General features: G+C 67.5%; 24 protein-coding genes and 2 tRNA genes. 14 read left to right on the top strand and 12 right to left on the bottom strand.

Annotation, left to right across the window (positions count from 1 at the left end; translation table 11 throughout):
• Window positions 1-22 precede the first annotated feature (22 nt).
• The gene (locus LMI96_RS10375) at window positions 23-361 is read right to left on the bottom strand and encodes a helix-turn-helix domain-containing protein (protein ID WP_223721999.1); all 339 of its coding nucleotides are present in this window, start codon (window positions 359-361) and stop codon (window positions 23-25) included.
• Between the two features lie 77 nt (window positions 362-438).
• Here LMI96_RS10375 and LMI96_RS10370 point away from each other — a divergent pair, with 77 nt between their 5' ends.
• Window positions 439-1,095 (top strand): FMN-dependent NADH-azoreductase, encoded by a 657-nt coding sequence (locus tag LMI96_RS10370; protein WP_223722000.1) that lies wholly within the window; start codon window positions 439-441, stop codon window positions 1,093-1,095.
• 337 nt (window positions 1,096-1,432) lie between these two features.
• Here LMI96_RS10370 and LMI96_RS10365 read toward each other — a convergent pair whose 3' ends face one another.
• Both LMI96_RS10365 and LMI96_RS10360 read right to left on the bottom strand, forming a co-directional pair.
• On the bottom strand, window positions 1,433-2,860 hold the full coding sequence (locus LMI96_RS10365; protein WP_228361415.1) for a CCA tRNA nucleotidyltransferase: 1,428 nt from the start codon (window positions 2,858-2,860) through the stop codon (window positions 1,433-1,435).
• 10 nt (window positions 2,861-2,870) lie between these two features.
• Window positions 2,871-4,349 (bottom strand): methyltransferase, encoded by a 1,479-nt coding sequence (locus tag LMI96_RS10360; RefSeq protein WP_228361414.1) that lies wholly within the window; start codon window positions 4,347-4,349, stop codon window positions 2,871-2,873.
• Between the two features lie 120 nt (window positions 4,350-4,469).
• On the opposite strand from LMI96_RS10360, the gene LMI96_RS10355 reads away from it, so the two are divergent.
• The 4 genes from LMI96_RS10355 (at window position 4,470) to trxA (ending at window position 9,720) form a co-directional block, all read left to right on the top strand.
• A complete protein-coding gene (locus LMI96_RS10355) occupies window positions 4,470-6,659 on the top strand; it encodes a DUF6049 family protein (protein ID WP_228361413.1) in 2,190 nt (729 codons plus the stop codon).
• Window positions 6,656-8,257 carry a murein biosynthesis integral membrane protein MurJ gene (gene murJ, locus LMI96_RS10350; protein WP_228361412.1) on the top strand — a complete coding sequence of 534 codons (1,602 nt, stop codon included), beginning with the start codon at window positions 6,656-6,658 and terminating at the stop codon, window positions 8,255-8,257. The genes LMI96_RS10355 and murJ overlap by 4 nt, the downstream gene beginning before the upstream one ends.
• Window positions 8,258-8,356: 99 nt before the next feature.
• Window positions 8,357-9,334: a thioredoxin-disulfide reductase gene (gene trxB, locus LMI96_RS10345; RefSeq protein WP_223722539.1), complete on the top strand. Its 978-nt coding sequence runs from the start codon at window positions 8,357-8,359 to the stop codon at window positions 9,332-9,334.
• Between the two features lie 62 nt (window positions 9,335-9,396).
• Window positions 9,397-9,720, top strand: coding sequence for a thioredoxin (gene trxA / locus LMI96_RS10340; protein WP_223722005.1), 324 nt, complete (start codon window positions 9,397-9,399; stop codon window positions 9,718-9,720).
• Window positions 9,721-9,793: 73 nt separating this feature from the next.
• Here the strand turns inward: trxA and LMI96_RS10335 are convergent, their stop codons facing one another.
• From LMI96_RS10335 to rpmH, 9 genes are all read right to left on the bottom strand, one after another.
• Entirely contained in the window at window positions 9,794-10,135 is a 342-nt protein-coding gene (locus LMI96_RS10335; RefSeq protein ID WP_223722006.1) for a tryptophan synthase subunit alpha, read from the bottom strand.
• A 52-nt stretch (window positions 10,136-10,187) separates the two neighbouring features.
• Entirely contained in the window at window positions 10,188-11,156 is a 969-nt protein-coding gene (locus tag LMI96_RS10330) for a ParB/RepB/Spo0J family partition protein (RefSeq protein ID WP_223722007.1), read from the bottom strand.
• Window positions 11,156-12,109, bottom strand: a complete 954-nt coding sequence (locus LMI96_RS10325) for a ParA family protein (RefSeq protein WP_269216553.1) — start codon at window positions 12,107-12,109, stop codon at window positions 11,156-11,158. Before LMI96_RS10325 ends, LMI96_RS10330 begins: the two co-directional genes overlap by 1 nt.
• Window positions 12,110-12,199: 90 nt before the next feature.
• Window positions 12,200-12,826: a 16S rRNA (guanine(527)-N(7))-methyltransferase RsmG gene (rsmG, locus tag LMI96_RS10320; RefSeq protein ID WP_223722008.1), complete on the bottom strand. Its 627-nt coding sequence runs from the start codon at window positions 12,824-12,826 to the stop codon at window positions 12,200-12,202.
• Between the two features lie 23 nt (window positions 12,827-12,849).
• Complete coding sequence (locus LMI96_RS10315; protein ID WP_223722009.1) at window positions 12,850-13,350, bottom strand: R3H domain-containing nucleic acid-binding protein; 501 nt, start codon at window positions 13,348-13,350, stop codon at window positions 12,850-12,852.
• 18 nt (window positions 13,351-13,368) lie between these two features.
• A complete protein-coding gene (gene yidC / locus LMI96_RS10310; RefSeq protein WP_223722010.1) occupies window positions 13,369-14,484 on the bottom strand; it encodes a membrane protein insertase YidC in 1,116 nt (371 codons plus the stop codon).
• 5 nt (window positions 14,485-14,489) lie between these two features.
• Window positions 14,490-14,867 (bottom strand): membrane protein insertion efficiency factor YidD, encoded by a 378-nt coding sequence (yidD, locus tag LMI96_RS10305; RefSeq protein ID WP_223722011.1) that lies wholly within the window; start codon window positions 14,865-14,867, stop codon window positions 14,490-14,492.
• The gene (gene rnpA, locus LMI96_RS10300; RefSeq protein WP_231341391.1) at window positions 14,843-15,115 is read right to left on the bottom strand and encodes a ribonuclease P protein component; all 273 of its coding nucleotides are present in this window, start codon (window positions 15,113-15,115) and stop codon (window positions 14,843-14,845) included. Before rnpA ends, yidD begins: the two co-directional genes overlap by 25 nt.
• Window positions 15,116-15,186: 71 nt before the next feature.
• Entirely contained in the window at window positions 15,187-15,324 is a 138-nt protein-coding gene (gene rpmH / locus LMI96_RS10295; RefSeq protein ID WP_005054680.1) for a 50S ribosomal protein L34, read from the bottom strand.
• 266 nt (window positions 15,325-15,590) lie between these two features.
• Between rpmH and dnaA the strand changes: the two genes are divergently transcribed.
• The 9 genes from dnaA to LMI96_RS10250 all read left to right on the top strand — a co-directional run bounded on the left by dnaA (window position 15,591) and on the right by LMI96_RS10250 (window position 25,708).
• On the top strand, window positions 15,591-17,000 hold the full coding sequence (dnaA, locus tag LMI96_RS10290) for a chromosomal replication initiator protein DnaA (protein ID WP_223722013.1): 1,410 nt from the start codon (window positions 15,591-15,593) through the stop codon (window positions 16,998-17,000).
• Between the two features lie 450 nt (window positions 17,001-17,450).
• Window positions 17,451-18,599, top strand: a complete 1,149-nt coding sequence (gene dnaN / locus LMI96_RS10285) for a DNA polymerase III subunit beta (RefSeq protein WP_223722014.1) — start codon at window positions 17,451-17,453, stop codon at window positions 18,597-18,599.
• 46 nt (window positions 18,600-18,645) lie between these two features.
• The gene (gene recF, locus LMI96_RS10280) at window positions 18,646-19,806 is read left to right on the top strand and encodes a DNA replication/repair protein RecF (RefSeq protein WP_223722015.1); all 1,161 of its coding nucleotides are present in this window, start codon (window positions 18,646-18,648) and stop codon (window positions 19,804-19,806) included.
• Window positions 19,793-20,278: a DUF721 domain-containing protein gene (locus tag LMI96_RS10275; protein WP_223722016.1), complete on the top strand. Its 486-nt coding sequence runs from the start codon at window positions 19,793-19,795 to the stop codon at window positions 20,276-20,278. The genes recF and LMI96_RS10275 overlap by 14 nt, the downstream gene beginning before the upstream one ends.
• Window positions 20,279-20,399: 121 nt before the next feature.
• Window positions 20,400-22,433 carry a DNA topoisomerase (ATP-hydrolyzing) subunit B gene (gyrB, locus tag LMI96_RS10270; protein ID WP_228361411.1) on the top strand — a complete coding sequence of 678 codons (2,034 nt, stop codon included), beginning with the start codon at window positions 20,400-20,402 and terminating at the stop codon, window positions 22,431-22,433.
• A gap of 91 nt (window positions 22,434-22,524) precedes the next feature.
• Window positions 22,525-25,077 (top strand): DNA gyrase subunit A, encoded by a 2,553-nt coding sequence (gene gyrA / locus LMI96_RS10265; protein WP_223722018.1) that lies wholly within the window; start codon window positions 22,525-22,527, stop codon window positions 25,075-25,077.
• Window positions 25,074-25,478 carry a DUF3566 domain-containing protein gene (locus tag LMI96_RS10260; protein ID WP_223722019.1) on the top strand — a complete coding sequence of 135 codons (405 nt, stop codon included), beginning with the start codon at window positions 25,074-25,076 and terminating at the stop codon, window positions 25,476-25,478. The genes gyrA and LMI96_RS10260 overlap by 4 nt, the downstream gene beginning before the upstream one ends.
• 71 nt (window positions 25,479-25,549) lie before the next feature.
• Window positions 25,550-25,626 (top strand) — tRNA-Ile (locus LMI96_RS10255).
• Between the two features lie 9 nt (window positions 25,627-25,635).
• Window positions 25,636-25,708 (top strand) — tRNA-Ala (locus LMI96_RS10250).
• Window positions 25,709-25,785: the final 77 nt, after the last annotated feature.

Genomic DNA, 25,785 nt, shown 5'->3' with positions numbered 1-25,785 from the left:
GTGCCGCGGTGCGGCGCGCCGCTCAGTCGGCGGGCGTGAGGCTTCCGTCGGCCCATTCGCCGAGCTGACGCAGGAGCGGGATCAGCCGCTCGCCCGCGTCGGTGAGGTGGTAGCGGACGGAGACCGGGGGTCCGGCATCCACGATCCGCACGATGAGTCCGGCGTCGGCGAGCTCCGCGAGGCGGTCCGACAGCACGGCGTCGCTGATGCCGAGCACCGCGCGGCGGAGAGCGGCGAAGGAGGCGTCGTCGTCTTCGCCGAGGACCGCGAGGATCATGCCGTTCCAGCGTTTGCCGAGCACCGAGAACGCACGCGTGATCGCCGCGTCGCACTGCGGCAGTTCGTGTCGTCCCCCATCCATCCCCCCAGTCTACTCGTGCTACCTTTCCCAGAGTCGCTAATCTTTACATAGCGATTTCGATGATCGGAGAGTTCCCCATGACCCTGTTCCGTCTGGACGCCAGCATCCTGCCCGCCACCTCCGCCAGCCGCGCGCTCGGAGACATCGTCGAGAGCGAGTGGCTCGCCGAGTACCCCGACTCCCCGGTGGTCCGCCGGGATGCCGCGGCCGACCCCGTGCCCGCGACCTACTGGGCCGCGGCGGCCACCGCCGGCTTCACCCCCGAGGCCGATCGTTCCGAGCTGCAGCGTGCGGCGGTCGCCCACGCGAGCCACCTGGCCGACGAGCTCATCGACGCCGACGCCCTGCTCCTCACCGTTCCGCTCTACAACTACGGCGTCTCGCAGCACGTGAAGACCTGGTTCGACCTCGCGTACACCGACTCTCGCATCGACCCGCAGGGCACCGCGCTCCGCGGCAAGCCCGCCGTGCTGGTGACCGTTCTCGGCGGCAACTACGCCGAGGGCACCCCGAAGGCCGGCTGGGACCACTCGACCCAGTGGCTGCGTCGCGTGTTCGAAGACGTCTGGGGCCTCGACCTGCACGTGGTGGAGCGTCCGTTCACCCTCGTGGGCGTGAACCCCGCCCTCGACGCCTTCACGGACCTGGCCACCGAGCTGCGCGAAGAGGCCGAGCGCTCCGCCCGCGACGCGGGCCGCTCGATCGCCGCCGCGGTCGCCGCCACCCGGGTCTGATCCCCGGCGGGGGCTGAGCCAGGCCGGGTCGGGGTAGGGCCGAGGCGGTAGGGCCGAGTCGGCCCGAGCCCCCGCATCCGCTCGGCTCAGCCCGCATCCGCTCGGCTCGGCCCGCATCCGCTCGGCTCGGCTCAACCCGCATCCGCTCCGCTCTGCCCACTCCGAGTCGGCCTGAAGCGAGGAGATCTGCCGAACAGAGGACCAAAACCCCGGATGCGGTCCTCGCCCGGGCAGATCTCCTCGCTTCGGGCGCACACAGCGCCGCCGAACGCCACCCGGGAACGCATCGAACCTCAGCCCGGGCACACCCCCGGCCAGCGCGGGCACCACCGCGGCCTCAGCTGCGGGCGGCCCACCAGGCGCGCAGGCGCTGCTCGGCGGCATCCGGTCCGAGCACGCCCTCGTCGAGGCGCAGCTCCATCAAGAACCGGTACGCCTCGCCGACCTCGCGGCCGGGCGTGATCCCGAGGATCCGCTGGATGTCGTTCCCGTCCAGGTCGGGCCGGATCGCGTCGATCTCCTCCTGCTCGCGCAGAGTGTCGATGCGCGACTCGATGTCGTCGTACGCGCTCGCGAGCCGCGCGGCCTTCCGCTTGTTGCGGGTGGTCACGTCGGCGCGGGTCAGGATGTGGAGTCGATCGAGCTCCGGGCCGGCGTCGCGCACGTAGCGGCGCACGGCGGCATCCGTCCACGCACCCTCGGCGTAGCCGAAGAACCGCAGGTGCAGCTCGATCAGCCGGCTCACGCTCTCGATCGTCGCCGCGTCGAAGCGCAGGTCCTTCAGGCGCTTCCGCGCCATCCGTGACCCCTTCACATCGTGGTGGTGGAAGGTCACCCCACCGCCCGGCTCGAGCTTGCGGGTCGCCGGCTTGCCGATGTCGTGCAGCAGTGCCGCGAGGCGGAGCGCGACGTCCGGGGCTGCATCCGGATGCCGCACGCCCTCGAGCTCGATGGCCTGCCGGAGCACCGTCAGCGAGTGCTCGTAGACATCCTTGTGATGATGGTGCTCGTCGACCTCGAGGCGCAGCGCGGGAATCTCGGGCAGGAACTCCTCGATCAGCTCGGTTTCCACCAGCAGCCGCAGTCCACGCACCGGGTCGTCCGTCTGCAGGAGCCGCACGAGTTCGCCCTGGATGCGTTCCGGACTCACGATCCGCAGCGTCTCGCGCAGCTGCTCGATCGCCTTGACGGTCGCGGGGTCGACCTCGAACCCGAGTTGGGAGGAGAAGCGCGCGGCGCGCAGCATCCGGAGCGGATCGTCGCCGAAGCTGATGCGCGGGTCGGTCGGGGTGCGGAGCAGCCCGCGGAGCAGGTCCTCGACGCCGCCGTTCGGGTCGACGAGCGTCGGCCCGGGTACCCGCAGCGCCATGGCGTTCACCGTGAAGTCGCGTCGCACGAGGTCGTCCGCGAGGGTGTCGCCGAAGGCGACCGTCGGCTTGCGGGTGACGCCGTCGTAGCTGTCGGCGCGATAGGTCGTGATCTCGACCTGCTCGCCGGCGATCCGTGCGCCGATCGTGCCGAATGCGCGGCCGATGTCCCACTGCGCGGTGGAGATCGGCGTGACGATCCGCAGGATGTCGTCGGGCCGCGCATCCGTCGTGAAATCGAGGTCGTGGGTCGGTCGGCCGAGGATCGCATCGCGCACCGGACCGCCCACGATCGCCAGCTCGTGACCCGCGTCGGCGAACGCGCGTGCGACGGTCGACACGACCCGAGACTCCGCCAGCGCAGCGAGACGCGCCATCCCCTCGGCCATATTGAGCATGACTTCGAGCCTATCCGGCCGCCACGAGGAAGCCCGTGAACAGCAGCTCGCGCACCTGCGGCAACAGGTCGGCGCGCAGGTCCGCGGCATCGACCTCGAGCAGCTGGGCGATCGCGTCGATCAGTACGCCGACCGGCAGTTCGCCGTCGCACGCTCCGACCAGCGCCGCGAGGGACGGGTCGGCATCCACCGTGCGACCGAACGCCCCGCCCTGACGCAGCTCGATGACGCTCGGGGCGTCCGACCCGGGTACGTGATGGCGGGCCTCGGTCACATCGCCGGTCACCTGGAGAACGGATGCGGCGAGCGCCGCATCGTCGATCTCGCTCAGGGCGCCCGCTACGGTCAGCGCGCCGGCGACGTGCGCGCCGAGCCCGGTCGGGTCGACCTGCCGTCCGATGCGCTCGAACCGGTCGAGCCCGGGCGCGTTCTGCAGGATGACCCAGCCCATGCCGACGCCGTTGACATCGCGCGCGGCGAAGTCGTCGAGCCACGCGTCGAGCAGCGTCTCGTACTCGGGTGTTCCCGGCCGGGTGCCCCCGTCGCGCACCCAAAGCTGTGCGTAGCGGACCGGGTCGAGGTGCTCTCGTTCGATCACCCATGCACCGAGCCCGGTCGTCCAGGTGCGCACGCGGTCGAGGCCGTCCGCATCCGGTGCGTCCTCCCAGTTGCCGAGGAGCCGCACCGAACCGTCCGGCTCGAGGTGAGCGCGGGCACCGGTCACCACCTGCGCCATCAGGTCGTCGCCGCGCGCCCCGCCGTCGCGGTACTCGTAGTGGGGCACGGCATCGGTGCGCGGAGTGATGACGAACGGCGGATTCGAGGCGATCAGTGCGAATCGCTCGCCCGCCACCGGCTCGTAGAGGCTCCCGAGCCGCACCTCGATTCCGTCGAGTCCGTTCAGCGCGGCGTTCAGCCGCGTGAACCACAGCGCCCGCTCGGAGATGTCGGTCGCGACGACATCGAACCCCCGCCGCCGCAGATGCAGCGCGATGATCCCGCATCCGCAGCCGAGATCGAGGGCACGGCCGGTGCCCTCCGGGGGCAGCAGTGCCGCCAGCGTGCGCCCCGCGCCGCCGACGCCGAGCACGTGATCGGGCCGCAGCGGGAAGACGCCCGCCAGCTCATCGAGGTCGCTCGCGATCCAGCCGGCCTCGCCCGGTGCGAAGGCGTGCGGACGGATGGCGACGAGCGGCACGGCGCGTTCGCCCTCGACCCGCAGCACGCGGAGACCGACGGCCGCGTCGATGGTCGGGCGACCGAGGCTCGATGCCGCCGTGCCGAGGGGCACCGCATCCCCCAGCACGAACAGGCGCGCGAGCAGCGCGAGCGGATCGGTGGCGCCCCTCAGCGCGCGCCGCGCGGGGGTTCCGTCGCCCCGGTCGAGGGCGTCCGCGGCGGGTGCCCCCAGCCGAACGCGCAGCCCGTCATCGGTCAGACCCGCGTTCGCGAGGTCGGCAGCGAGCGTCCGGACGAGCGACTGATCCATGTGCTCTATTCAAACGGGTCGGGCAACGCACCGCGGATGCACACCCGATCCGAAGGGTCCGCCCCCGTAGAATCGCACTCGACCGTGCGGTCCTTTCATCGCACCGGACCCCTCTGACGCATGATCCCGACTTCGGCCCACGCGGGCATCACCGCGACGCGACGACGCTCGCGCATACTCTCGGCCCTGCTTGCCGTCCTCGTGCTGATCGGCATCGTCGTGGCCGCGCCGGCGCACGCGCAGACGACGCCGACCCCCTCGCCCACGGCGAGCGGCGAGGTCGAGTTCGCGGTCGCGCCGGCCAGCAACGGCGTGCTCACCTCCGGCGCTGCACTGACGGTGCAGTTCTCCGTGCAGAACGGCACCGCACTGCGAGTGCCGGCGGATGACGCCACCCTCCAGCTCGGAGATGCTCCACTCGGCGATCGCGCGGCTCTTGCGGCGTGGCTCGACGGCACCGCCACGGCCGATACGGGGCGCCAGGTCGGCGCCACCCGCATCGAAACCGTGATCGCGGGCGACACCGCGACCGGCAGCCTGCAGGTGCCCGCCGACGACGAGGCCCTCGTGGGGCGGCAGCCCGGTGTCTACCCGCTCCGGCTCGTGTTCGGCGGCCGGGAGGCCCGGTCGGTCATCGTGGTTCCCGGGTCGGCCGCGGCCCCCGTGGGCGTGATCGTGCCCGTCACCGCGGGTCCCCTCGAGCGCGGACTCCTCACCCGGGCGCAGCTCGAGACCCTCACCGGCACCGACGGCTCCCTGACCGCGATTCTGGATGCGGTCGAAGGAACCGCCGCGATCCTCGCGATCGATCCCGCCGTGCCCGCCGCCATCCGGGTGCTCGGCACGTCCGCCCCCGCGTCGGCGCAGGAGTGGCTCACGCGCCTCCTGCAGCTGCCGAACTCGCGGTTCGCCCTGCAGTTCGGCGACGCGGATGTGGCCACGCAGATCGATGCGGGGCTGGCGTCGCCGTGGCAACCGACCTCGCTGACCGCCTACGTCGACGCGAGCTCGGTGCCCGACCCGACGGCCACGCCCACGACGCCCGCCCCCGGCCAGACGGAGGGCGACGCCGACGCACCCGTGCTTCCCGATCTGGCGACGCTCCTCGACATCGGTAACCCGGCCGCCCCGAGGATCTACTGGCCCGTATCGGGCAGCGCCGGCCCGTCAGTCGTGTCGACGCTCGCCGCGAGCGTTCCCGGTGCCGTCACCGTGCTCGATTCCGCCGCCGTCACCCCCGCCGATTCGGGCGCATCGTCCGGCCGAGCCACGGCGGGCGACGCCGGGCTGCTCCTCACCGACCACGCCGTGTCGAGCACCCTCCTCTCGGCCTCGGTCGAAGGCGACGGGGCCACCCGACAGGCGCTGCTGGCCGCCGCATCCGCCGACCTCACGCTCGCGGCCGCCGCCTCCGGGGGTTCCGCGCTCCTGGTGACCGTCGACCGGGCGAACGACCGCACCCGTGCCGGCCTCCGGGGCGCGATCGACGCCGCGAGCGTCCCGGGCCTCACGGTCACCGGCCTCGACGGCATCCTCGGCGCCGAGGCGCGTGCCGTCACGGTCGCCGACGCTCCGAGCGATGCCGACCGTGTGTCCGCGATCGGTCCGCTGTCGGATGGCGCCGACCGCATCGCGCGGTTCGCCACCATCCTCGACGACCCGAACCTGCTCACCGGTCCCGAACGCGCCAGCATCCTGCAGCTGCTCGGGGCGGGATGGCAGAGCGGCGGCGCGGACTGGGCGACCGCCTACGCGAACCACCGCGCAGCGACCGAGGAGACCCTCGCCGCCGTCGGCATCCTGCCCTCGAGCCCTCTCAACCTGCTCACCGCCGGCACCGACCTGCGCTTCTGGGTGCACAACGACCTGCCTTACCCCGTGAACGTCGTCCTCGACGCCGATCCCAACGACCTCCGGCTCGAGATCGACCGCCAGACCGTGGTGCTCGCCGCGGCGTCCTCGAACACCCCGGTCGCCATCCCCGTGCGCGCGCGAATCGGAAACGGCGACGTGAAGATCGTGCTGAGCCTGCGCAGCCCGTCGTCCGAGCCGATCGGCTCCCCACAGACGGTCGATGTGAACGTTCGCGCCGACTGGGAGGCCTACGGCACCGCCATTCTGGCCACGCTCATCGTCGGCTTCCTCGTGCTCGGTGTCGTTCGCACGGTGCGCCGTAGACGTCGCGCGAGGGCGACCGGCACGGGCATCGACGCGACCGATGGTGCCGCGGATGCACCCGCGGCTGACGCGCCGGATGCGGTCACCGACGATGCCGCATCCGTCCCCGAGCCTCCGGAGGATCGATCGTGAGCGGACTCGGACGGGCGAGCGTGCTGCTCGGCGCGGGAACCATGGTCTCGCGGGTGAGCGGACTCATCCGCACGATCGTCCTGGTCGGGGTGATCGGGTCGATCGCCTCCCCCGCGGCCGACGCGTTCGCGCTGGCCAACCAGCTGCCGAACAACGTCTACGCGATCATCTCCGCGGGCGTTCTCACGGCGGTCATCGTGCCGCAGATCGTGCGCGAGAGCGCACGGTCGGACGGCGGACAGAGATTCATCTCCGCACTCTTCACGGCCGGAGTGGTCGTGCTTCTCGCGGTCACGGCGGTCGTCACGCTCGCCGCTCCGCTCCTGATCTCGCTCTACGCCGACAACTTCACCCCGGAACAGCAGGCCCTCGCGACGGCGTTCGCCTACTGGTGCCTGCCGCAGATCTTCTTCTACGGTCTGTACTCTCTGCTCGGCGAGACACTGAACGCCCGGCGCATCTTCGGCCCGTTCACCTGGGCACCGGTGGTCAATAATGTCGTGTCGATCGCGGGATTCCTCGCGATCGCCTTCGTGTTCGGCTCCGACCTCACCCGCGTCGACGACTGGACGCCCGGTATGGTCGCCCTCCTCGGCGGTACCGCCACGATCGGCATCGCTGTACAGGCGCTGATCCTGCTGATGTTCTGGCGGCGCACCGGGCTGCATCTCCGCCCCGACTTCCGGTGGCGGGGCCTCGGCTTCCGGAACATGGGCCGGCTCGCCGGCTGGACGGCAGCGATGGTCGTCGTCGGTCAGATCGCCGGCCTCGTGCAGACGCGCGTCGTCGCGGACGCGTCCGGCGTCGGGGCCTCCGTGGCCGCCACCGGCAACGCGTGGCTGATCTTCATGCTCCCGTACTCCGTCATCGTGCTCTCCATCGGCACCCCGTACTTCACGCAGATCAGCGAGCACGCGAGCGCGGGCCGCGACAGCGACGTGCGAACGGACGTGGCGCGCAGCATCCGCATCATCAGCCTGTTCATCGTCATCGCCGCAGCGGCCATCGCGGTCGCCGCGGTGCCGGCATCCCGCATCTTCACGAACAGCGAAGCGGATGCGGTGGCCGCCGCGCCCGTGCTCCTCGCCTATCTCGTGAGCCTGCTGCCGCTGTCGGTGCTGTTCATCGTGCAGCGCACGTTCTACGCCTACGACGACACCCGTACCCCGTTCGTCTTCACCGCCATCCAGGGCGTACTCGTGGTCGTCACGGCGGTCGTCGCCGGGTGGATCCTTCCGAACACCTGGCTCGCCGCGGGTGTCGCGCTCGGACAATCGCTCGCGATCACGGTGCAGGTGCTGCTGGCGACGTGGCTGCTCCGCCGCCAGCTCGGGCGCCTCGGCATCGCCTCGTGGATCACGGCGATCGTGCGATACGTCATCGCTGCCGTTCCCGCCGCGGCGGCCGGGTGGGGCGTGTATCTGCTGCTCGGCGGAGACGACGGGTGGACGACGACCGACAAGATCTTCGGCGCGTTGGGCACCGGCATCATCGGACTCACGAGTCTCGTCGCGTATTTCGCGGTGCTCGCCGCACTGCGCACGCCCGAGCTCGCCCCCGCGCTCGGGATGCTGCGCCGCATCCTGCCCGGTCGCTGAGGCGCCCGCATCCCCCCGCTCGCGGGAATGTCCCGCGGCTACCATGTGTTGACGACACCGAACGTCACGCAAGTCTCGATCCCCAAGGAGAACACGCACGTGCGCCAGCTCATCATCATCGGCTCCGGCCCGGCCGGATACACGGCCGCCATCTACGCCGCGCGTGCCAACCTGAAGCCTCTCGTGATCGCGAGTTCCGTCGAGGCGGGCGGTGAGCTCATGAACACCACCGAGGTGGAGAACTTCCCCGGGTTCCCGGAGGCCATTCAGGGCCCCGACCTGATGACCAAGATGCAGGAACAGGCCGAGAAGTTCGGTGCGGAGGTCGTCTACGACGACGTCACCTCGCTCGACCTCTCCGGAACCGTGAAGAAGGTCACCCTCGGCAGCGGACGGAGCGAAGAAGCCAGCGCGCTGATCTTCGCCACCGGTTCTGCGTACCGGAAGATCGGCATCGAGGGCGAAGAGCGCCTGTCGGGCCGCGGGGTGTCCTGGTGCGCCACGTGCGATGGCTTCTTCTTCCGCGAGCGCGAGATCGCCGTCGTCGGCGGTGGGGATTCCGCCATGGAGGAAGCCACCTTCCTCACCCGTTTCGCATCGAAGGTGCACGTCATCCACCGTCGCGATGAGCTGCGCGCGTCGAAGATCATGCAGGAGCGCGCGTTCGCGAACGAGAAGATCGAGTTCATCTGGAACAGTGCGGTCACCGACGTCCTCGGTGAGGATGCGGTCAACGGCCTCGAACTGACCTCGACCATCGACGGGTCCACCCGACAGCTGCCCGTGCAGGGCCTGTTCGTCGCGATCGGCAACGACCCGCGCACGCACCTGGTGCACGATCAGCTCGATCTCACCCCCGAGGGCACGATCTGGGTCGACGGCCGCTCCTCGCGGACGTCGGTGCCGGGTGTGTTCGCGGCCGGCGACGTCATCGACCCCACCTACCGCCAGGCGGTCACCGCGGCTGCCAGTGGCACCGTCGCGGCTCTCGACGCCGAGCACTTCCTCGCCGCACTCGACGAAGCGGGCGCTCCGGCGGCCGACGCCGACCAGATCGAGGGCCTGCCCGTCGTCTGACGGGAACATCGGACGCACGGTGTGCGTTCGCACGAGTAAGACTTTTATCCAAGGAGAAGACAATGACTGCGAAGGCGACGAGCTCGAACACGTGGGACCAGGACGTTCTCGAGGCCGAAGGCCCCGTTCTGGTCGACTTCTGGGCAGCCTGGTGCGGACCGTGTCGCATGGTCGCGCCGGTTCTCGATGAGATCCAGGCCGAGCACCCGGAGAAGATCACGGTTCTCAAGTTGAACGTCGACGAGAACCCCGATCTCGCGATGAAGTACCAGATCACCTCGATCCCGGCCATGAAGGTGTTCCAGGGCGGCGAAGTGAAGACGACGATCATCGGCGCCAAGCCGAAGTTCGCCCTCGAGAAGGACCTCGCGCCCTACATCGGCTGAGTTCCCCCGACGTGAGAAGGCCCGCAGCACTCGCTGCGGGCCTTCTTCGTGTTCGTTGTGCGACAACCGATGCTTAGGATGCTTCTCCACGAACCATCGGGTCCCATCGCCGAGACGTATTCGTGTCTCCGAGCAGGCGCCACACCGCCTCCGTGAGATCGGGGTAGTCCAGGGCGATCTGGCGGAGCACCCGATAGTGGCGGGCAGGACTCGGGCGACCCGACCCCGACTCCGCGATGTTGTCGGCGCGAAGGATGAACACGACCAATTCGTCGACCGATGGCAGATCCTCCATGAAATCCCACGGGTCTTCGCCGCCGCGCAGTCGCTCCTCCACGAGGACCGAGAGCTCATCCGCCGCCTCCGCGCGAAGCAGCTCGAGGCTGGCGCGGCGACGGAGGGACTCGGGATTCACCCCACAAGTTTATGCGGTGAATGCGCCGGACGGGCCCCCGCCCTCGCTTCGATCAGCGCGATCCGAGGGTGTCTTCGCCCAGTTCCGCGAGGATCCGGTTGAGATCCTGGATGGTGGCGAAATCGATCATGATCTGGCCTTTTCGCGCAGTGAGCGAGATCTTGACCCGGGTGTTCAACCGGTCTCCGAGGCGTTCCGCGACCTCGTCGAGGTGACCCCGTCGTGCCCCTGCCTTCGGCGCGGTCCGCGCGGACGAGACGCCCGTCTTCACGACCGCCTCGGCAGCGCGGACGGAGAGATCCTCGTTCACGATCTTGTCGGACAGCCGCTGCATCGCCTCGACATCGTCGAGCGCGAGAATGGCGCGGGCGTGGCCGGCGGTAAGCACACCCGCGGCGACGCGCTGCTGCACGGGCACCGGCAGACGGAGCAGGCGGATGGTGTTGGAGATCTGCGGGCGGGATCGTCCGATGCGGCCGGCGAGCTGCTCCTGCGTGATGCCGAAGTCTTCGAGAAGCTGCTGATAGGCGGATGCCTCTTCGAGTGGGTTCAGCTGTGAACGATGGAGGTTCTCCAGCAGAGCGTCACGCAGGAGATCTTCGTCCGCGGTCTCTCGGACGATCGCGGGCATGGTCTTCAGGCCAGCTTCGCGTGCGGCGCGCGTACGGCGCTCCCCCATGATGAGCTCGTAGGTGCCTTCGCCGGTGTCGCGGACGACGACCGGCTGAAGAACACCGAACTCCCGCACACTGTGTACCAGTTCGGCCAGGTCGTCGGCATCGAAGTGCGTGCGCGGCTGACGAGGGTTGGGGACGATGCTGTGGGGGTCGATCTGCACCAGACGCGCGCCCGGCACCTCGAGCAGCTGCGGCGCGGCCGCCTGCTGAGCGGCCTCGGCGGCCTGGGCCGCCGCCGATCCGGGCGCCCCGGGGAAGAAGACGTCCACCGGACGCGCCTCCGACGGCTCACTCGTCGGGATGAGTGCGCCGATGCCTCTTCCGAGACCGGTTCGCTTCGCCATCAGGATTCTCCTTCGATCGTCGGCTCGGCGGTGCCGGCCTGATTCTTCGTGCCGCGCGCCAGCAACTCCACCGCGGCTTCGCGGTAGGCGACGGCGCCCGCGGACTGGCCGTCGTAAGCGATGACGGTCTGTCCGAAGCTCGGGGCCTCGGAGACGCGCACGGAGCGCGGGATCACGGTGCGCATGACCTCTTCGGGAAAGTGCTCCCGCACTTCATCAGCGACCTGCTGCGCGAGTCGCGTGCGTCCGTCGTACATCGTCAGCAGGATCGTCGAGACGTGCAGGGGTGGATTCAGGTGCTTCTGGATCATCTGCACACTCCCGAGCAGCTGGCTCAGGCCCTCGAGCGCGTAATACTCGCACTGGATGGGGATGAGTACCTCGTTCGCGGCCGTGAAGGCGTTGATGGTCAGTAGTCCGAGCGAAGGCGGGCAGTCGATGATCACGACGTGCGGTGCTTCCGCGACGCTGGCGAGGTACTCGTCGAGAGACCGACGGAGCCGATGCTCGCGCGCGACCTGCGAAACCAGTTCGATCTCCGCGCCGGCGAGATGGATAGTACTCGGCGCGCAGGTGAGCAGAGGTGACTCGGGACTCGTCTGCACGATGTCGGCGAGGGGAAATTCATCGATGAGCACGTCGTACACGCTGGGAACGTCCGCCGTGTGCGGCACACCCAACGCGGTGGATGCGTTCCCCTGCGGGTCGAGGTCGATCACGAGCACGCGGGCACCCACACTCGCCAGCGCAGCGGCCAGATTCACGGCAGTCGTGGTCTTTCCCACTCCGCCCTTCTGGTTGGAGACCGTCAGCACCCGCGTGCGTGTGGGCAGTGCGACCTCGGTGGTCTCCAGCGCTCGGCGCCGGGCGCGGAGATCAGCGATCTCACGAGCGAGCGGGGTGTCGAGATCGAATGTCGTCACGGCGTCATCGGAATGTTTCACGTGAAACACTTGGCCTTTCGCATTCGGGGGGACCTGTCCACTTTAGCCGGGAGACCTGACACGACCCGATCAGATGTTTCACGTGAAACATCGACAATGTCAGCGACGGACGACCGCCCGGACCACGCGAGTCGGTTCGTCGAGAAGGTCCTTGCCGACCAGCTCGACGCGGACGTCAGCGAGGCGAAGGTGGCGGATCTGCTTCGCGGCCTTCTCGATCTCGGCGTCCGCGGAGACGCCCTTCATGAGGATGATCTCTCCACCGTTGCGCACGAGGGGCACGGTCAGTGGCAGCAGCGTACGAAGAGCGCTCACGGCGCGGGCCGTCACCGCATCCAGGGACGCACCTTCGGTCCAGTCCTCGGCACGACCGCGAACGACCTCGACGTTCGTCAGCCCGAGCTCATCGGCCTGCTCCTGCAGCCACGTCGTGCGTCGCTCCATCGGCTCGATGAGCACCCAGGTGACGTCGGGTCGCGCGATCGCCGCCACGAGTCCTGGCAGACCGGCACCGGATCCCACGTCGCCGACCCGGCCAGCGGAGAAAAGAGGCGCGATCACCGCGCTGTTCAGAATGTGGCGGGTCCACAGTCGAGGAACCTCGAGCGGACCGATAAGACCGCGGGTCTCACCCTCGGCTGCGAGATTGGCCGTGAACTGCCGGGCGAGATCGACGCGGTCACCGAAGATGGTCGCCGCAGATGCCGGCTCCTGCTCGAGGCTCATTGCCGATGTTTCACGTGAAACATTCACGCGCGACGCAGAACCGTGTGCCGGTCCGCACCGTCGCCGTACGACTCGGAAACGAGGCCGCGCTCGGCCGCGATGTCGTGCACCAGCTTTCGCTCGTAGCTCGACATGGCCGGAAGGGAGGCCTGCGAGGCGCCCTCATCCAGTCGATCTGCGGCGCGAGCCACCAGCGCGTCCAGCTGGCGGCGACGCGCATCCCGCGATCCGCTCACATCCAGGATCAAGCGGGAGAACCGACCCGTGCTGCTCTGAACCGCAAGGCGGGTGAGCTCCTGGAGCGCCGAAACCGTGTCGGGGTTAGCCAGGATCCGCAACGAGTCGTCGTCACCATCCGACTCGATGGACACGTAGGCACGCCCGTTGCGCACATCCATGGCCAAGTCGCCGTCGACGTCGACGATGTCGAGCAGGCCTTCCAGGAAGTCCGCCGCGGCGTCGCCCTCCTGCTCGAGCTGCTCGATCGACTCGGATTCGGGCGCGGTGTGCACAGTCTCAGTCATCTGCGGAGTCCTCGGGGATCAGGCGGACGGGGGAGTCGCGGGTGAATCGCCGGTACCCGCGCGCGGAGGCGTGGTGGTCGGCTTCGGACCCTGCTTCTTCGCGCGCTGCTTGCCCACGGGCTGCTGACGCTTCGGGGCAGCGGCGCGCTTGCGCTCTGCTTCCTCGAGAAGACGCGCCTGCTCGGCCTCGTACTTCTCCATCGTGATGACGCGACCCTTCGCGTCGAGCGCCTTGCCTCGACGCGCGAGTCGCTCTTCACGTGCCTTGGCTGCCTCGGACCCGGGGGTCGGCAGGTTACGGATGACGAGGAACTGCTGAACCATCGTCCACAGGTTGCTCACGAACCAGTACACGACGACGCCGAGCGGGAAGAACACACCGGAGAAGATGAAACCGAGCGGCAGGATGAAGAGCATGATGCGCTGCATCTGGTACGCCTGGCCGGTCTTGGCCTCGGGGGAGAGGTTCTTAGAGATGATCTGCAGCTGCGTGAAGAACTGCGACGAGATCATCAGCACCACGAGCACGATCAGGATGATGACCGTCGTCGTGCCGTCGGGCTTACCCCACGCCCCGACCAGAGTGTCGTGCAGAGACGCCACCCCGAACAGCCGAGCGTCGTAGAACTCCGAGGTCAGATCGGCGTTCAGGAGGCCGACGCCACCGATCCCCTGCGTGGCGTGCTTTGCGACGTCGTTGAGCACGCTGTACAGCGAGAAGAAGACCGGCATCTGCACCAGCAACGGCAGGCACCCCGAGATGGGGGTCGTCCCGTGCTTCTTATACAGGGCCATGGTTTCGCGGCTCATCGCCTCGCGGGAGAGCTGATCCTTCTTGCCGCGGTACTTCTCCTGAACTTTTCGCAGTTCAGGAGCGATTTCCATCATCTTTCGCTGGCTCTTGATCTGCTTCACGAACAGCGGGATCAGGGCGGCGCGGACGACGATGACGAGGCCGACGATCGACAGCACCCACGCGATACCGGAGTCCGGGGCGAGGCCCAGGAACGTCCAGACGGAGTGCCAGCCGACGAGAACGAGCTCCACGAGCCACTTCAGTGGCCAGAGGATCGTTCCGAGAAGATCGAATCCGCCGGACGACTGTTGCGCGGCAGAAGCAAGTACCAGATCCACGGGGATCAGTCCTTTCTGACAGGCACGACGAAACCGTGCCGGGTGAGAGCGTGCGAGAAGTGGGGGTGCGGCGAAGGGTCGTCGATGCCGCCCTCGGCCCACGGATGGCACCGCGCGATACGAGCAGCGGCCATCGCCGCGCCCTTGACTGCGCCGTGCTGCTGGACTGCACCGACCGCGTAGGCCGAACAGGAGGGGTAGTAGCGGCAGACGTCGCCGTACGTGTGGGAGATCGTGGCGCGATACCCGTGCAGAAGGGCGAGCGCGGCGTTCCGGGGAACGAGGGGGATGCTGGCGAGCCACCCGCCGGTCGGCAGATGCGCGGTCCCGACGGATGCGGCCGGCAGCGTCGACGTGCTCACGATGCGCTCCGGGCCAGGCATCTGTTCACGTGGGCGTCCAGCTCCTGGAAGCTCGCGTCGGCGGCCCCCGGAAGTGCACGCACGACAACGTCCGCGCCCCGACCGAGAGTCGGGAGCGCGGACGCGCAGATGGCCTTGAGTCGACGTCTGACCGTGTTGCGGACGACGGCGGAACCGACCTTCTTGCTCACGATGAAACCGAATCGTGCGGCTCGGTCCTCACCGGTCGCCACCACGTAGGTGACGGTGTGAGGCCCGGAACATCGCACGCCGCGACGGACGACAGCCTTGTACTCGGCGCCGTCGGTCAGTCGGTTCGGCCGCGAGAGCAACGCTCGGGTCAGGCCGAGAGCTCGGTGCGCCCCTTGGCGCGACGAGCCGAAAGGATCGAACGACCGGCGCGGGTGCGCATACGGGCGCGGAAGCCGTGCTTCTTGGCGCGGCGGCGGTTGTTGGGCTGGAACGTGCGCTTGCTCATGGAATCACTCCGGATGGGTTGTCACCGGAACGCTCTCACCGGGGACGGACGGGACTGCCTCGAGGGCATAAGTCAACCGACTAAGGCTACGTCGGCGGAGCCCAGAACTCAAACCGAACTCGGCAAGAGGGCATTATCCACAGCTTGGGGACAACTCCGACGACACGACACACCCCCGGAACTACAGTGGAGTTTGCTCTGCGACGCCACCGTAGCTAGCGTTGCTCCGGCACTTATCCACAGGGGCTGAAGCCGAGAAGGAGACCATGTCAGCGCAGGAGTCTCCCGACGTCCCCGTGTGGTCGGACGCACTACGCATCCTCTCGAAGGACGACCGCGTCTCGCCGCAGATGCACGGGTTCCTGGCCCTCGCGGTTCCGCAGGGGATCATGGCCGGCACCCTGTACCTCGACGTCCCGAACGACCTGACCGCCGCCCAGCTCAACAAGCGGCTAAGGTCGGTCATCCTCGAGGCTCTCGCCCAGGCATCCACCGGCGACGAGGTCAGCGCATTCCGCGTCGTCGTGAACCCCGAACTCATCGACGCCCACCTGTCTGCGCCCCTCGCCGTGCAGACGTCTCCGATCGAGACGGCGCCGGCGCCCGTAGAGGAACGTGTCGACATCGCCCCGAGCGGACGCGCCGACACGCGACTGAATCCCAAATACACCTTCGACCGCTTCGTCATCGGACAGTCGAACCGCTTCGCCCACGCCGCGGCGGTCGCCGTCGCAGAAGCACCGGCGAAGGCGTACAACCCGCTCTTCATCTACGGCGACTCCGGGCTCGGTAAGACGCACCTGTTACATGCGATCGGCGACTACGCGTTGACCATGTATCCGGGCATCAAGGTGCGTTACGTCTCCAGCGAAGAGTTCACGAACGACTTCATCAACTCGATCGCCAACAACCGCGGGTCGGCGTTCCAGGCCCGTTACCGCGATGTCGACATCCTGCTGATCGACGACATCCAGTTCCTGCAGGGTCGCGCCGAGACCCAGGAAGCCTTCTTCCACACCTTCAACACGCTGCACGATCACGACAAACAGGTCGTGATCACGAGCGATGTGCCCCCGAAGCACCTCACCGGCTTCGAAGATCGGATGCGGAGTCGCTTCGAGTGGGGCCTGATCACCGATGTGCAGGCGCCCGACCTCGAGACGCGCATCGCGATCCTTCGCAAGAAGGCCCAGAACGAGCGTCTCCAGATCCCCGACGAGGTGCTGGAGTACATCGCAACGGTCGTCTCGAGCAACATCCGCGAACTCGAGGGTGCGCTCATCCGCGTCTCCGCATTCGCGAGCTTGAACCGCTCGACCCTCGACATGTCCCTCGCGCAGCAGGTGCTCCGCGACATCATCGACCAGGACGACGCCAACGTCATCTCGCCGACCGACATCATCACCGCGACCGCCCAGTACTTCAAGCTCTCCGTCGACGACCTCTACGGGTCGAGCCGGTCGCAGGCGATTGCAACGGCACGCCAGATCGCGATGTATCTGTGCCGCGAGCGCACGAACCTGTCGCTGCCGAAGATCGGCCAACTGTTCGGCAACCGTGATCACACGACCGTCATGTACGCGTACAAGAAGATCAGCGACCTCATGAAAGAGCGTCGCTCGATCTACAACCAGGTCTCCGAGATCACCACCCAGCTGGGCCGCGTCGGTCGCTGAGCCCCTCGCCGTGCCTCGCGCGGATGCGGTCGACCTCGAACCGGGGGCCGTTCGGCGCGCCGTGACGGCCCGACTTGACAGCGCCCCGGGTCGTGCCGACAATCCGCTTTACACAGTGTGGAAAACCTGTGGATAACTGTGAGCCACGCCGCCCGGAATGTGAACTGCAGGTGGTCGACCTGTGGACAACGTTCGTGAGGGGGGTATCCGGTGAATGACACTTCGACAGCGGTTTCCTCAGGGATTCCACAACTCACACGCGTGTAGTTCCCGCTCGCCGACAGTCATCCACCGAGTTATCCACAGTTCCCACAGCTGTTAACAAGATGAATATCCCTTTCTCATTGAAAACCCTTCGATCACCTTTACAGCGGATCGATCGCCGGTCTTCGCGCCCCTCAACGGCGGCACTAGCATGGGAAGGCCCAGCCCGTCACCGAGGGAGCGTCCGTGAAGTTCCACGTCAATCGCGATGTATTCAGCGAAGCTGTGTCCTTCGTGGTCAAGCTCCTGCCCCAGCGGAACCCGCAGCCGATCCTGGCCGGTGTTCTGATCGAGGCATCGGCCGAGGGGCTTTCGCTCTCGGCCTTCGACTACGAGGCATCCGCCCGAACGACGATCGATGCCACGGTCGACGAACCCGGCACGATCCTGGTGCACGGCCGATTGCTCTCCGACATCGCGAGCCGCCTTCCGAACGCGCCGATTCAGATAACGGTCGACGATGACGGGATTCTGCTGACCTGCGGTTCCGCGCGATTCACTCTTGCGTCCATGCCGGTGCAGGAATATCCCGCGATTCCCGAGGTCAGCGGCGAGTCCGGCCTGGTTCCGGCCGATGACTTCGCCACCGCGATCGCTCAGGTCGCCTTCGCAGCGTCCCGAGATGACGTCACCCCGGTGCTCACGGGTGTTCAGCTCGAGGTCAGTGGCAACCAGCTCAGCCTCGTCGCCACCGACCGCTACCGCGTGGCGCTCCGCCAGATTCCGTGGGACGGCCCGGCCGTCGCCGAGGGCGAGACCACGACGGCCCTCGTGCCGGCGCGCACCCTGCAGGAGGTCGGAAAGACCTTCTCGCACGGCGAGAACATCTCGATCGCCTTCTCGGGGTCCGGAGATCGCGAGATCATCGCGTTCACCTCCGGCAACAAGACCGTCACCTCGCTGCTGATTAAGGGCAATTTCCCGCCCGTGCGCCGCTTGTTCCCCGAGCAGACCGACCACCACGCCGTGGTCAACACCGCCGAACTCGCCGAAGCCGTGCGTCGTGTGGCTCTCGTGCTCGACCGTTCCGCGCCATTGCGTTTCACGTTCGGCGCCGAGGGCGTGGCCATGGAGGCATCCGGCACCGAGCAGGCCCGCGCCTCTGAGTCGGTCGACTCGACGCTGACCGGCGAAGACGTCACGTTGGGCCTCAACCCGCAGTACCTGCTCGAGGCTCTGGCAGCCGTGCGCAGCGAGTTCACCCGCGTGACTTTCACGTCGAGCGACAACGCCAACAAGTTGAGCCCGATCCTCGTCACCCCCCAGACCTCGGTCGACAAGGGCGGCGAGGGCTCGTTCAAGTACCTGCTCCAGCCGAACCTGTTGCTCCGCTGATCGATCGGGCCAGGCCGGAGTCGGCGGCCCCGGGTAGTCTGACCCGGTGATCGTGGAGCAGCTGAGTCTTGTCGACTTCCGCAACTACGCACACGCTGAACTCGCTCTGGCGCCGGGTGCCAACCTGCTGGTCGGCCGCAACGGTCAAGGAAAGACGAACCTCGTCGAGGCCATCACCTACCTCGCGACTCTCGGGTCGCACCGGGTCTCGGCCGACGCCCCGCTCGTGCGTTCGGGGGCGGATGCGGCGATCGTTCGCACGCGACTCGCACACGGAGAGCGTCGTGTGATCCTCGAGATCCAGATCAACAAGCAGGGGTCGAACAAGGCGCGCGTCGGCGGCGCTCCGGTGCGCAGTTCCGAACTCCCCCGTTACGCGCAGGTCGTGCTCTTCGCTCCGGAAGACCTGCAGATCGTTCGTGGTGATCCCTCGGCCCGCCGCCGTTTCGCGGATCAGCTGCTCGTGCAGCGCGCCCCGCGCATGTCGGGGGTGCTCGGCGACTACGACCGGGTGCTCCGGCAACGCACCGCCCTGCTCAAATCGGCTCGCGCCCGCGGGCTCCGCGCCGAGGCGCTGCCGACCCTCGACGTGTGGGACGACAAGCTCATCGCGCTCGGTACCGAGATCATCGAGGCGCGGGCGCGCCTCGCTCGGGAACTGCATCCGCCGCTGGTCGAGGCGTACGCCGCCATCGCCGGCGCCGACCACTCCCCCGAGATCGAGTGGGCGACGTCCATCGCCGGTGCCGATCCCGAAGAAGACACGGCCGCGACGACCATTGTCGCGTCCGGTGACACGGCGGAGGCCTTCCGTGCCGCGCTGACGGCGAAGCGGTCGGCCGAGATCGAGCGCGGCGTCACGCTCGTCGGACCCCACCGCGACGATCTCGTGCTCCGCATCCGCTCGCTTCCGGTGAAGGGATACGCGTCGCACGGCGAATCGTGGTCGGTCGCGTTGGGCTTGCGCCTCGCCTCCGCGCAGCTTCTTCGCGCCGAGAGCTCGCTGGGCGACCCGATCGTGATCCTCGATGACGTGTTCGCCGAGCTCGACGCCGATCGGCGGATGCGCCTTGCGACGCTGGTCGGCGACTTCCAACAGGTGATCGTGACGGCGGCGGTCGAAGCAGACGTGCCGGCCGGTCTCCGCGGCCGCACCGTACGGATCGACGCCGGACAGATTCGGGAGGTCGACGATGACGGACGATGACATCCCCGAGACGATGGCGACCTACCTGCGGCTGCGTGGACTCGAACCGACGAGCCGGAAGGGTGCGCGGCGCAAGCGTCGCCTGCCGGGAGACGACAACGCACCCTTCACCCCCGGTCGCGATCCGCACGGACTCGGCGATGTGCTCGCGAAGTGGACCAAGCAGGCCGGCTGGGATCCGCTGCTCGCGCGAGAAGATCTCGTGCTGCAGTGGCGCGACGTCGCAGGAGATGAGACCGCTCAGCACACCCGGCCGGTGGGTCTGGATGCCGGTGTTCTCACGGTGCAGTGCGACTCCACGGCCTGGGCGCAGCAGCTTCGACTCATGCGCACGCACATCGTCACGCAGATCGCGCTGCGGTTCCCCGAAGCGGGGGTCGAGAACGTGCGCTTTGTCGGACCGGACGTCCCGTCCTGGAAATGGGGTCCCAGAGCCGTTCCAGGCCGGGGCCCTCGGGATACCTACGGATAACCCACGTACGGACGTACCTCTTCGCGTTTCGTGACGCTACACGGGCGTACACGCCCCGCGATCCGAGCCGACTTGATAGAATCAAGAGGCCCCCTCTACTGAACCGGAGCGCTCGACACATATGACGTCCCCTACACCCCCCAGCGTTTCCGACAGCGAAGCGAAAAAGCGCGAACAAAGCGGTGATGAGTACGGCGCCGACAACATTCAGGTGCTGGAGGGGCTCGAGGCGGTTCGCAAGCGCCCGGGCATGTACATCGGCTCGACCGGGCCGCGCGGACTCCATCACCTGGTCTACGAGATCGTCGACAACTCGGTCGATGAGGCCCTCGCCGGGTACTGCGACCGCATCGAGGTAACGATCCTCGCCGACGGTGCAGTGCGTGTCGTCGACAACGGCCGCGGCATCCCCGTCGACATCCACAAGGCCGAGGGAAAGTCGACCGTCGAGGTCGTGCTCACGGTTCTGCACGCCGGCGGCAAGTTCGGCGGCGGCGGATACGCGGTCTCGGGCGGACTGCACGGCGTCGGTTCCTCCGTTGTGAACGCGCTGTCCACGCGCCTCGATGTCGAGGTGCGTCGTCAGGGATCCGTCTGGCGTCAGTCGTACGCCGGGGGCGGCGTGCCGCAGGCACCGCTCGCGCAAGAAGAAGACAGCGTCGACACCGGCACGACGATCACGTTCTGGCCCGACCCGGAGATCTTCGAGTCGGTCGAGTTCGACTACGACACCCTCCGCACCCGCTTCCAGCAGATGGCGTTCCTGAACAAGGGCCTCGCGATCTCGCTGCGCGACGAGCGCACCGAGCACTCGGTCGATGACGAGGTCGACGGCCAGCGCGTGGCCACGCAGCCGCACGACGAGTTCCTCTACGAGCGGGGCCTCGTGGACTACGTCGAGTACCTGAACCGTGTGCGCAAGTCCGAGCCGGTCAACGACCAGATCATCGACTTCGAGACCGAAGACACCGAGCGCAAGATCGCGCTGGAGCTCGCGATGCAGTGGACGACGTCGTACACGGAGAACGTCTTCACCTACGCGAACACGATCAACACGCACGAGGGCGGTACGCACGAAGAGGGCTTCCGTGCCGCGCTGACCACGCTCGTGAACAAGTACGCGCGCGCGCAGAACATGCTCAAGGAGAAGGATGACAACCTCTCCGGCGACGATGTGCGCGAGGGGCTGACCGCGGTCATCTCGGTGAAGCTGTCGGAGCCGCAGTTCGAGGGCCAGACGAAGACCAAGCTCGGTAACACCGAGGCGAAGGCCTTCGTCCAGAAGGTCGTCGGCGATCAGCTCGGTGACTGGTTCGATCGCAACCCGCAGCAGGCGAAGAACATCGTCCGCAAGGCGATGGATGCGAACACCGCACGTCTCGCGGCCCGTAAAGCCCGCGAGACCGCGCGACGCAAGAGCGTCTTCGAGTCGGCATCCATGCCCGACAAGCTGAAGGACTGCACGAGCAAGGACGCGTCGATCAGTGAGATCTTCCTCGTCGAGGGTGACTCGGCCGGTGGCTCGGCGGTGCAGGGTCGCGACCCGCACACGCAGGCGATCCTGGCCCTTCGCGGCAAGATCCTGAACGTCGAGCGCGCACGCCTCGACCGTGCCCTCGGCAACAACGAGGTGCAGGCCATGATCCAGGCCTTCGGAACCGGCATCGGCGAGGACTTCTCGATCGAGAAGGCGCGCTATCACAAGATCGTCCTGATGGCGGATGCCGACGTCGACGGCCAGCACATCACGACGCTTCTGCTGACTCTCCTGTTCCGCTACATGCGCGGTCTCATCGAGGCCGGTTACGTCTACCTCGCGCAGCCGCCGCTGTACCGACTCAAGTGGTCGAACTCGCCCCACGAGTACGTCTACAGCGATGCCGAGCGCGACGCGCTGCTCGCCGCCGGTGTCGCGGGGAACAAGCGCATCCCGAAAGACAACGGCATCCAGCGTTACAAGGGTCTCGGTGAGATGAACGCGAAGGAGCTGTGGGAGACGACGATGAACCCCGCCACCCGCACGCTTCTGCAGGTCACGATCGACGATGCGGCCGCCGCGGACGAGATCTTCTCGACCCTGATGGGCGAGGACGTCGAGTCCCGTCGCACCTTCATCCAGCGCAACGCCAAGGACGTCCGCTTCCTCGACATCTGATACTTCGTCTCGGCGCTGTGCGCCTCGTTCAGCATCCGGTCCCTGAACGAGCGAAGCGAGACGAAGGGCCCACGGGAGAATAGACAGGTACATGACTGACGAAGAGCGCCCCAACGAGGCACCCGAGCACGACCACGGCAGGATCGACCAGGTCGACCTACAGTCGGAGATGCAGCGCAGCTACCTCGACTACGCGATGAGCGTCATCGTCGGACGCGCGCTGCCGCGCGTCGAAGACGGACTGAAGCCCGTTCACCGTCGCGTGATCTACGGCATGTACGACGGCGGATTCCGCCCCGACAAGTCGTTCTCGAAGTGCGCGCGCGTCGTCGGCGAGGTGATGGGTCAGTACCACCCGCACGGTGACTCGCCGATCTACGACGCCCTCGTGCGTCTCGTGCAGCCGTGGTCGCTGCGCTACCCGCTGGCCCTCGGTCAAGGAAACTTCGGTTCGCCGGGCAACCAGGGCGCCGCCGCCCCGCGGTACACCGAGACGAAGATGGCTCCGCTCGCGCTCGAGATGGTGCGCGACATCGAAGAGGACACCGTCGATTTCGTCGACAACTATGACGGTCAGACGCAGGAGCCGGTCGTTCTGCCGGCCCGATTCCCGAACCTGCTGGTCAACGGCTCGGTCGGCATCGCGGTCGGTATGGCCACCAACATCCCGCCGCACAACCTCCGCGAGGTGTCCGACGGTGTGCTGTGGGCCCTCGATCACCCCGAGGCCACGCACGAGGAGCTCCTCGAGGCCCTCATGCAGCGGATCAAGGGACCGGACTTTCCGACCTCCGCGCAGATCCTCGGTACCCGGGGAATCCAGGAGGCGTACCGCACGGGCCGCGGCTCGATCACGATGCGCGCCGTCGTCAACATCGAAGAGATCCAGGGCCGCACGTGCCTCGTGGTCACCGAGTTGCCGTACCAGGTGAACCCCGACAACGTGGCGGTGAAGATCCGCGATCTCGCCCGCGACGGCAAGATCACCGGAATCGCCGACATCCGCGACGAGTCGAGCGATCGCACGGGTCAGCGCCTGGTCGTCGTGCTCAAGCGCGACGCCGTCGCGAAGGTCGTGCTGAACAACCTGTACAAGCACACGCAGCTGCAAGACAACTTCGGCGCGAACATGCTCGCGATCGTCGACGGCGTGCCCCGCACGCTCTCGCTCGACGGGTTCGTGACGTACTGGATCGCTCACCAGATCGACGTCATCGTGCGCCGCACGGCGTACCGCCTGCGCAAAGCCGAAGAGCGCATGCACATCCTGCGCGGGTACCTCAAGGCGCTCGACGCGCTCGACGAGGTCATCGCGCTCATCCGCGCGTCGGCGACGGTCGACGACGCGCGCGGCGGACTGAAGAGACTGCTCGAGATCGATGACGTGCAGGCGGACGCGATCCTCGCGATGCAGCTGCGTCGCCTGGCGGCTCTCGAGCGCCAGAAGATCATCGACGAGGCCACCGAGCTTCAGACGCAGATCGCCGACTACCAGGACATCCTGCAGAGCCGCGAACGTCAGAATGCGATCGTCCGTGCCGAACTCACCGAGATCGTCGCGAAGTACGGCGACGAGCGGCGCACGCAGATCCTCTTCGGTTTCGACGGCGACATGTCGGTCGAAGACCTGATTCCCGAAGAGGAAATGGTCGTCACGATCACGCGCGCCGGGTACATCAAGCGCACCCGTAGCGACAACTACCGCTCGCAGCACCGCGGCGGCAAGGGCGTCAAGGGTGCGCAGCTGCGCGCGGACGACGTCGTGGAGCACTTCTTCGTCACGACCACGCACCACTGGTTGCTGTTCTTCACGACCAAGGGCCGCGTGTACCGCGCCAAGGCGTACGAGGTGCCGGAGGCCGGCCGCGACGCGAAGGGCCAGCACGTCGCGAACCTGCTCGCCCTGCAGCCGGACGAAGAGATCGCGCAGATCCTCGACATCCGCGACTACGCGGCTGCCTCCTATCTCGTGCTGGCCACTCGCGGCGGCCTCGTGAAGAAGACGCGCCTCACCGAGTACGACACGAACCGCCAGGGCGGCGTCATCGCGATCAAGCTGCGCGAGGACGACGAGCTCGTCAGTGCGCTGCTCGTCGACGAGACCGACGACATCCTGCTGGTCAGCCGTCACGGCATGTCGCTGCGCTTCACCGCCACCGATTCGTCGCTGCGCCCGATGGGCCGCTCGACCGAGGGCGTGAAGGGCATGTCGTTCCGCGACGTCGACAGCCTGCTGTCCGCATCCGTCGCAAGCCATGACGGCGACGTCTTCGTGGTGACCGAGGGCGGGTACGCGAAGCGCACAGATGTCGACCAGTACCGGGTGCAGAGCCGCGGCGGCCTGGGCATCAAGGTGGCCAAGTTGAACGACGATCGAGGGGTCCTCGCGGGCGCTCTGATCGTCGGTGACGACGACGAGGTCCTCGTGGTTCTTGCCAGCGGCAAGGTGGTACGCTCTGCCGTGGCCGAGGTGCCTGCCAAGGGTCGCGACACGATGGGTGTGGTCTTCGCTCGTCCCGACGACGATGACCGGATCATCGCGATCGCTCGGAACTCCGAGCGACGACTGGCCGCAGTCATCGACGAAGCCGCGGATGCAGCGGATGCGTCCTCCCCCGTCCCCGACGAAAGTACTGAGGCATGAGCACGGTAGCCGACAAGCTCGCCAAGAAATCGAGCAGCAAGACCAGCGCCAAGCAGGTTCGCCTTCGTCTCGTCTACGTCGACTTCTGGTCGGCCGTGAAGCTGTCGTTCCTCGCGGCGGTGTCGCTCGCGATCGTGACGGTGGTCTCGTTCTTCCTGGTCTACATGATCGTGCAGACCACGGGCCTGATCGGCAAGGCCGACGAGTTCTTCGCTTCGTTCTCCGACGGCTCGCTCTCGCTCAGCCAGTTCGTGGGCCTGCCCCAGGTGATGGCATTCGCGGCGGTCGTCGCGATCTTGAACCTGGTCGTCATCACCGTGCTCGGTGCGGTGGTGGCCGGCATCTACAACCTCGCGGTGAAGGTGACCGGCGGACTGCTCGTCGGGTTCACCTCGAACTGACCCGCGATTCGTGAAATCCCGTCGCGTCCGGTAAAGTCTTGGAGGTTGGCGGCGCGAGTCGGCAGCGATTCGGGGCTATAGCTCAGTTGGTTAGAGCGCTTCACTGATAATGAAGAGGTCCCAGGTTCAAATCCTGGTAGCCCCACCATCCAGCCCCGGGGCCTTAGCTCAGTTGGTAGAGCGCCTGCTTTGCAAGCAGGATGTCAGGAGTTCGAATCTCCTAGGCTCCACAGATGCGAGAAGGACCGGCCCGTCAGGGTCGGTCCTTCTCGCATTATTCGGGTTCTGTGATTGGAACCGTGAGCCT

It is taken from the genome of Microbacterium sp. cx-59 (genome assembly GCF_020805625.1).
Taxonomy (GTDB): Bacteria; Actinomycetota; Actinomycetes; order Actinomycetales; family Microbacteriaceae; genus Microbacterium.
The sequence above is the reverse complement of the archived record's forward strand: the minus strand, read 5'-3'. Positions and strand labels throughout refer to the sequence as shown.

What these genes read in the sequence shown, in the direction of transcription:
- LMI96_RS10370 (WP_223722000.1), top strand. Translation starts at nt 439, where the DNA reads ATGACCCTGTTCCGTCTGGACGCCAGCATCCTGCCCGCCACCTCCGCC.
- LMI96_RS10360 (WP_228361414.1), bottom strand. Translation starts at nt 4,349, where the DNA reads ATGGATCAGTCGCTCGTCCGGACGCTCGCTGCCGACCTCGCGAACGCG.
- LMI96_RS10260 (WP_223722019.1), top strand. Translation starts at nt 25,074, where the DNA reads ATGAGCACGGTAGCCGACAAGCTCGCCAAGAAATCGAGCAGCAAGACC.
- LMI96_RS10315 (WP_223722009.1), bottom strand. Translation starts at nt 13,350, where the DNA reads ATGACTGAGACTGTGCACACCGCGCCCGAATCCGAGTCGATCGAGCAG.
- rsmG (WP_223722008.1), bottom strand. Translation starts at nt 12,826, where the DNA reads ATGAGCCTCGAGCAGGAGCCGGCATCTGCGGCGACCATCTTCGGTGAC.
- LMI96_RS10365 (WP_228361415.1), bottom strand. Translation starts at nt 2,860, where the DNA reads ATGCTCAATATGGCCGAGGGGATGGCGCGTCTCGCTGCGCTGGCGGAG.
- LMI96_RS10275 (WP_223722016.1), top strand. Translation starts at nt 19,793, where the DNA reads ATGACGGACGATGACATCCCCGAGACGATGGCGACCTACCTGCGGCTG.
- dnaA (WP_223722013.1), top strand. Translation starts at nt 15,591, where the DNA reads ATGTCAGCGCAGGAGTCTCCCGACGTCCCCGTGTGGTCGGACGCACTA.
- gyrB (WP_228361411.1), top strand. Translation starts at nt 20,400, where the DNA reads ATGACGTCCCCTACACCCCCCAGCGTTTCCGACAGCGAAGCGAAAAAG.
- yidD (WP_223722011.1), bottom strand. Translation starts at nt 14,867, where the DNA reads ATGCCTGGCCCGGAGCGCATCGTGAGCACGTCGACGCTGCCGGCCGCA.
- LMI96_RS10355 (WP_228361413.1), top strand. Translation starts at nt 4,470, where the DNA reads ATGATCCCGACTTCGGCCCACGCGGGCATCACCGCGACGCGACGACGC.
- gyrA (WP_223722018.1), top strand. Translation starts at nt 22,525, where the DNA reads ATGACTGACGAAGAGCGCCCCAACGAGGCACCCGAGCACGACCACGGC.
- trxA (WP_223722005.1), top strand. Translation starts at nt 9,397, where the DNA reads ATGACTGCGAAGGCGACGAGCTCGAACACGTGGGACCAGGACGTTCTC.
- LMI96_RS10330 (WP_223722007.1), bottom strand. Translation starts at nt 11,156, where the DNA reads ATGGCGAAGCGAACCGGTCTCGGAAGAGGCATCGGCGCACTCATCCCG.
- rpmH (WP_005054680.1), bottom strand. Translation starts at nt 15,324, where the DNA reads ATGAGCAAGCGCACGTTCCAGCCCAACAACCGCCGCCGCGCCAAGAAG.
- LMI96_RS10375 (WP_223721999.1), bottom strand. Translation starts at nt 361, where the DNA reads ATGGATGGGGGACGACACGAACTGCCGCAGTGCGACGCGGCGATCACG.